Here is a 5,921-nt window from a genome sequence, read left to right on the forward strand (position 1 = left end):
GGCGGTGTAGACGATGCCGAAGACCAGGGTGCCGAACCACGACGTCCCGCGGTCCATGGCGTGGTAGAAGCTGAAGTACTCCGCCTCCTTCCCGCGCGGGATGAACAGCGAGAAGTAGGACCGGGCCAGCGCCTGTGTGCCCCCGAGGACTATCCCGATCGCCACGCCGAGCAGCAGGAACGGAACCAGCGCGCGCTCCGGCACGAACAGCGCTGCCGTCACGATCCCCATCCACCCCACCAGTCCAGCGAGAATCGTGTTCTTGGTGCCGAACCGCTCGGCCGCCCGTCCGAATCCGAGCGCACCGAAGATCGCGACGAACTGGACCAGGAGGTAGGTCGCGAGGACGGTTCCGGTGGCGAAGTCGAGCTCCTCCACGCCGTACACCGAGGCCTGGCTGATGACCGTCTGGATGCCGTCGTTGAAGAACAGGTAGGCGAGTAGGAAGGTCAGCGCGACGGGGTAGTTGCGCATGTCCTTCAGCGTCGCCCACAGCTGCCCGAAGGACCGCGCGAACAACCCGCCCTCGACGTGTGCGACGGCCGCCGGCGGGTGGTTCCTCAGACCGCGGAACGGGATCAGGGTGAAGCCGGCCCACCACACCGCCGCGGACAGCAGGCTCAGCCGCACCGCCATCCCCTCGGTGATGCCGAACGTCTCGTAGAAGCTGACCACCACGAAGTTCAGCGCGAGCAGCAACCCGCCGCCGGCGTAGCCGAAGGCCCAGCCGCGCGAGGAGACTCGATCGCGCTCGGCCTCGGTCGAGATGAGGGGCAGGATCGCGTCGTTGAAGACGGCCGCCGCCGCGAAGCACAGGTTGGCGGCGATGAACGTGAGCGCCCCGAGCTGCCAGTTGTCTCCGGTCATGAAGAAGAGCAGTGCCGCGAAGAACGCCCCGACCCACGCGAAGCCGGCCAGCAGGTCCTTCTTGCGCTCGGTCCGGTCCGCCACGGCGCCGAGCAGCGGGAGAAGCACCGCGGAGATGATCGTCGAGGTGGTGATGACGAACGCCGGCAGCGCGCCGGGGTCGACCCCGAAGCCGAAGACCGAGACCTCGTCGTTGACCGCGGCTTCCTCCGCGATCGCGATCAGGTAGGGGCCGAAGAGAACGCCGGCGACGGTGGTCGCGAACGCACTGTTGGCCCAGTCGTACCAGTACCAGGCCTTCTGCTCACGGGACCGGTTGAGCGGGCCGAGGTCGGCGACTCCGGAAGCACTCATGGCTGCACCTTCACTGTCTAGGTCCACTGGCCGCGCTGCGTGAGCACGTCCCTGAGTATGTCGGTGCGGTCGGTCATCAGACCGTCGACACCGCGGTCGAGCAGGAGGATCATCTCGGCCGGGTCGTCGATGGTCCATGAGTGCACGTGCTTACCTGCGGCATGGGCACGGCGCACGAGCCCGGCCGTCGTGACGGTGAATCCACGATGTCGGTAGGGGATCTGGAGCGCGGCGGGCCGGCCGCGGCTGACGAGGTCGGCGAGACGCGCCGACGGCAGGAACCGGAATGCCAACACCTCCAGCGGGTGCGCCGAGGTCGCCACCCGGCCTCCGGTGAGCGTGCGGAACTGACGAAGTCGGCGGGGGGAGAAGGAGCCGACCAGTACCCGCTCGTGAGCGTCACGCTCCTCCAGGAACCTCGCCAGAAGCGGTACGGCGGCCTCGGACTTGATGTCGATGTTGAAGCGCACCTCGGGGAACTCGTCGAAGAGCTGGGCCAGGGTCGGGATGCCCTCGCTGCCACCGATCCGGTACGCACCGATCTCCTCGTGGGTGAGTGCGCCCAGGGCACCGTTGCCGTCGGTCATCCGGTCGAGCACGTCGTCGTGGAAGGCGAGCAGGATCCCGTCGACCGTGGCGTGGACGTCGGTCTCGAGGTAGCGGTAGCCGAGCGAGACGGCGTGACGGAACGCGGCCATGGTGTTCTCGAGGCCCGGCAGGTCCGGATGCAGGGCGCCGCCGCGGTGCGCGAACGCCAGCGGCGACCCTGCCTCGTCGAGGTACGGATAGCCGGTGCGGGGTGCGGTCACGCGCGCAGTATCCATCCTGGCGACGCCTCAGGTCCGGCTTTCGGTCGGGCTCCGCGAGCCCCGGACGCCGTCGACCGCCGGGGGAGTACGGTCGCGACATGGACGCGTTGACCTGCCCTCGCTGCGACTCGGAGATGGAGATCCGGACCCTCGGGACCGGCCGGGTGAGCCAGTGCCCGCAGGGCCACGGCGTGTTCTTGGAGCGCGCCGAGCTGGGGAACCTGATCGAGGCCGAGACGGACTGGCACCGCAATGCCGGTCAGCACACCGCCCCGCTGCCGAGGATCACCCCCGACATGACGGCGCCCCCCGCGCCCAAGAAGCCGGCCCGCGCCTGGGTGGAGACCCTCTTCCGCTGATCCCTCAACCACCGGCACGGGCACGGGTCAAGGTGTACGGCGAGGGTCAGATGTCGCGGAACGTCTCGATGTTGGCGCCGAGCAGGTTGAGACGCTCGGCGAGGTCCTCGTAGCCGCGATGGATCACGTACGTCGAGCGCAGCACCGAGGTGCCCTTGGCGGCGAGCATCGCGAGCAGCAGCACCACGGCCGGGCGCAGGGCGGGAGGGCACATCATCTCGGTGCCCGAGAAGCTGCTCGGACCCTCGACCATGACCCGGTGCGGGTCGAGCAGCGTGACCTTGCCGCCGAGCTTGTTGAGATCGGTCAGGTAGATCGCCCGGTTCTCGTAGACCCAGTCGTGGATCAACGTCTGCCCCTGCGCGACCGCGGCGATCACCGCGAAGAACGGCAGGTTGTCGATGTTGAGGCCGGGGAACGGCATCGGGTGGACCTTGTCCAGCGGCGCGTGCAACACGCTGGGGTGGGTGGTGATGTCGACCAGCCGGGTGTGACCGTTGCGGGCGACGTACTCCTCGGAGCGGGAGTACTGCAGACCCATCTCCTCGAGGAGCGCGAGCTCGATCTCGAGGAACTCGATCGGCACCCGCTCGATCGTGATCGAGGAGCTGGTGACGATCGCGGCCGCCAGCAACGACATGGCTTCGATCGGGTCCTCGCTGGGCGCGTAGTCGACGTCGAGGTCGATCATGTCGCGGCCGGTGACCGTCAGGGTGGTGGTGCCGATGCCCTGGACGTCGACGCCGAGCCGCTGCAGGAAGAAGCAGAGGTCCTGGACCATGTAGTTGGACGACGCGTTGCGGATGATCGTGGTGCCGGGGTGGAGTGCGGCGGCCATCAGCGCGTTCTCCGTGACCGTGTCGCCGCGCTCGGTGAGCACGATCGCCCGGCCGGGTGTCACCGCGTTGTCGACCTGCGCGTGGTAGCTGCCCTCGGTGGCCTTCACCTCGAGGCCGAAGGGGCGCAACGCGGCCATGTGCGGCTCGACGGTGCGGGTGCCGAGGTTGCACCCGCCGGCGTACGGGAGCTGGAACACCTCGGCGCGGTGGAGCAGCGGCCCGAGGAACATGATCACCGACCGGGTCCGCCGGGCTGCCTCCTCGTCGATGTTGGCGAGGTCGAGCGTGGCCGGCGGGATGATCTCGAGGTCGTTGTCGTCGTTGAGCCAGCGGGTCTGGACGCCCAGGCTGGTCAGCACCTCGAGGAGCCGGTTGACCTCCTCGATCCGGGCCACCTTCCGCAGCGTGGTGCGGCCGCGGTTGAGGAGCGAGGCGCACAACAGCGCGACGCCGGCGTTCTTGGACGTCTTGACCGCGATGCTGCCGGACAGCGTGGTCGGGCCGGTGACCCGCAGGTGCGTCGGACCGGCGCCGAGGGCAACGATCTCGGAGTCCAGCGCCGACCCGATCCGCGCCAGCATCTCCAGGGACATGTTCTGGTGGCCCTTCTCGATCCGGTTGATGGCGCTCTGGCTGGTCGAGAGCCGCTCGGCGAGCTGTTGCTGCGTCAGCCCGCGGTGCTTGCGCGCGTCGCGGATGAGGTTGCCGATCCGGCCCTTGTAGTCCTCAGTCATGCCGACCACGGTATCTCAGATATGAGATAGCGCCACCTTCCGGCGAGGTGTCGTGCCCCAGCGCGCTCCCGGGGCCGGGATGAGTGCTTGGATGACGGACATGGGTGGGACCATGGATCGCCTGGTGCTCGGGCCGTTGCTCAGGTACGTCGACACCGACTCGGCGACGATCTGGGTGGAGACCGCCCGCGCTGCCGAGGTCTCGGTCAGCGCCGGCGACCAGGTGGCCACGGCTCGGACGTTCGCTGCCCACGGGCACCACTATGCCGTGGTCGAGGTGACCGGACTGGGGGAGGGGACCCGGACCCCCTACCGCGTGAGCGTGGACGGGGAGCAGGTGTGGCCGGAACCCGGGACGCCGTACCCCGATCCGGTGATCGCGACGCTCGACTCCGACCAGCCGCTGCGACTGGCCTTCGGGTCGTGCAGGGTCAGCGTTCCGCACGACGAGGACGGCAACCGGGCGTTCGGCGTCGACGCACTGCGCGCGTTCGCCCTCGACCTGGCACGCGGCGGGGGAGAGGAGTGGCCGGACCTGGTGCTCTTCCTCGGTGACCAGGTCTACGCCGACGAGACCAGTGACGAGATGAAGGAGTTCATCGCGTCCCGCCGCAGTCTCGACGTGCCGCCGGGCGAGGAGCTCCGGGACTTCGAGGAGTACGCGCACCTGTACAACCTCGCGTGGAGCGAGCCCGCGAACCGGTGGCTGCTGTCCACGGTGCCGTCCGCAATGATCTTCGACGACCACGACATCCGCGATGACTGGAACACCAGCTGGACCTGGCGCCGGGAAATGGAGGACACGTCCTGGTGGCGGCTGCGGATCGTCTCCGGTCTGGGGTCCTACTGGGTGTACCAGCACCTGGGCAATCTGTCATCGGCCGAGCGCGCGCAGGACGAGCTGTGGCAGCAGATAGCGGCCCATGACCAGGAGGACGAGCTCGACGTGACCGAGGCGCTCGACGCCCTGGCCGAGCGCGCCGACCGCGACCCGGCCAGCTACCGGTGGAGCCACGCCCGCGACTTCGGCGACCAGGCACGCCTCGTCGTCGTGGACTCGCGGGCTGCACGCGTGCTGCAGCCGGAGGACCGGTCGATCCTCGACCCGGGCGAGATGGCGTGGTTCGACGACCAGCTACAGGGCGGCTTCGACCACGTCCTGATCGGGACCTCCCTCCCCTTCCTGCTCGCGCCCGGCCTGCACTTCGTCGAAGCCTTCAACGAGGGCGTGTGCAGCGGCGCCTGGGGCCGGCTGGCAGCGCGGGCCGGCGAGCGGATGCGGCAAGGCATGGACATGGAGCACTGGGCGGCGTTCCAGCAGGGTTTCCGTGACGTGGCGCAGCTGACCCTGGAGGTCGCCTCCGGTGGGCGCGGTCGCGCACCGCAGTCCGTGGTCTTCCTCTCGGGCGACGTGCACCACAGCTACGTGGCGTCGGCCTGGCCGGACCCGGACGTCACAGACACCGAGATCGACGGACGGATCCTCCAGGCGACCTGCTCGCCGATCCGGAATCCGTTGCCGCGGGTCATGGAGCACCTGACGACCTGGGCGACGAACCGCCGGGTCGGCCGGACCGTGCAGCGGCTGGCCAGGTCGGCGAAGGTCCCGCGGTCACCGCTCGGCTGGAAGGTCGACCGCGGCCCCTGGTACGACAACAACCTCGCACTGCTCGACGTTCAGCCGGGGGGCGGCCTCCGGATCCGCTGGGTGGCCGGTGACGTCAGTGGTCGAGCCCCGGACGACCCGACGTTGCGGGAGGTCGCGGTGGTCGACGTGCCCGGCTCAGCGACCCGCCGGCCGGACGGTCAACCGGCCAGCGCCTGATACCCACCCGGCATCACCCCGGGCGAGCAATCGCAGGTGTCGGAGCAGGCCAGGAACGTGTGCATCGCGTGACCGCACCGGGGGCACAGCAGGTCGTGAGACAGAGGTTCGGAGCGCTGGTCGTCGTCGGCGGT

At 69.3% G+C, this 5,921-nt stretch carries 5 protein-coding genes; 2 read left to right on the forward strand and 3 right to left on the reverse strand.

Annotated features, from left to right (window positions below; genetic code table 11):
* Nucleotides 1-1,221, reverse strand: a 1,221-nt coding sequence (locus VFZ39_RS00585) for an MFS transporter (protein ID WP_330863771.1), incomplete at its 3' end; no start/stop codon positions are given.
* 17 nt (nt 1,222-1,238) lie between these two features.
* Nucleotides 1,239-2,030 carry a glycerophosphodiester phosphodiesterase gene (locus VFZ39_RS00590; protein ID WP_330863772.1) on the reverse strand — a complete coding sequence of 264 codons (792 nt, stop codon included), beginning with the start codon at nt 2,028-2,030 and terminating at the stop codon, nt 1,239-1,241.
* A 98-nt stretch (nt 2,031-2,128) separates the two neighbouring features.
* Between VFZ39_RS00590 and VFZ39_RS00595 the strand changes: the two genes are divergently transcribed.
* A complete protein-coding gene (locus VFZ39_RS00595) occupies nt 2,129-2,389 on the forward strand; it encodes a zf-TFIIB domain-containing protein (protein WP_330863773.1) in 261 nt (86 codons plus the stop codon).
* A gap of 46 nt (nt 2,390-2,435) precedes the next feature.
* Here VFZ39_RS00595 and VFZ39_RS00600 read toward each other — a convergent pair whose 3' ends face one another.
* On the reverse strand, nt 2,436-3,962 hold the full coding sequence (locus tag VFZ39_RS00600) for a helix-turn-helix domain-containing protein (protein ID WP_330863774.1): 1,527 nt from the start codon (nt 3,960-3,962) through the stop codon (nt 2,436-2,438).
* Nucleotides 3,963-4,062: 100 nt separating this feature from the next.
* On the opposite strand from VFZ39_RS00600, the gene VFZ39_RS00605 reads away from it, so the two are divergent.
* Complete coding sequence (locus tag VFZ39_RS00605) at nt 4,063-5,787, forward strand: alkaline phosphatase D family protein (protein WP_330863775.1); 1,725 nt, start codon at nt 4,063-4,065, stop codon at nt 5,785-5,787.
* The last annotated feature ends 134 nt before the right edge of the window (nt 5,788-5,921 follow it).

Origin of the sequence: Nocardioides sp. (genome assembly GCF_036374615.1) — a bacterium.
Classification (GTDB): domain Bacteria; phylum Actinomycetota; class Actinomycetes; order Propionibacteriales; family Nocardioidaceae; genus Nocardioides.

Bases quoted from the DNA above. Each gene is read 5' to 3' on its own strand.
- VFZ39_RS00595 (WP_330863773.1), top strand. From the start codon at position 2,129: ATGGACGCGTTGACCTGCCCTCGCTGCGACTCGGAGATGGAGATCCGG.
- VFZ39_RS00605 (WP_330863775.1), top strand. From the start codon at position 4,063: ATGGGTGGGACCATGGATCGCCTGGTGCTCGGGCCGTTGCTCAGGTAC.
- VFZ39_RS00600 (WP_330863774.1), bottom strand. From the start codon at position 3,962: ATGACTGAGGACTACAAGGGCCGGATCGGCAACCTCATCCGCGACGCG.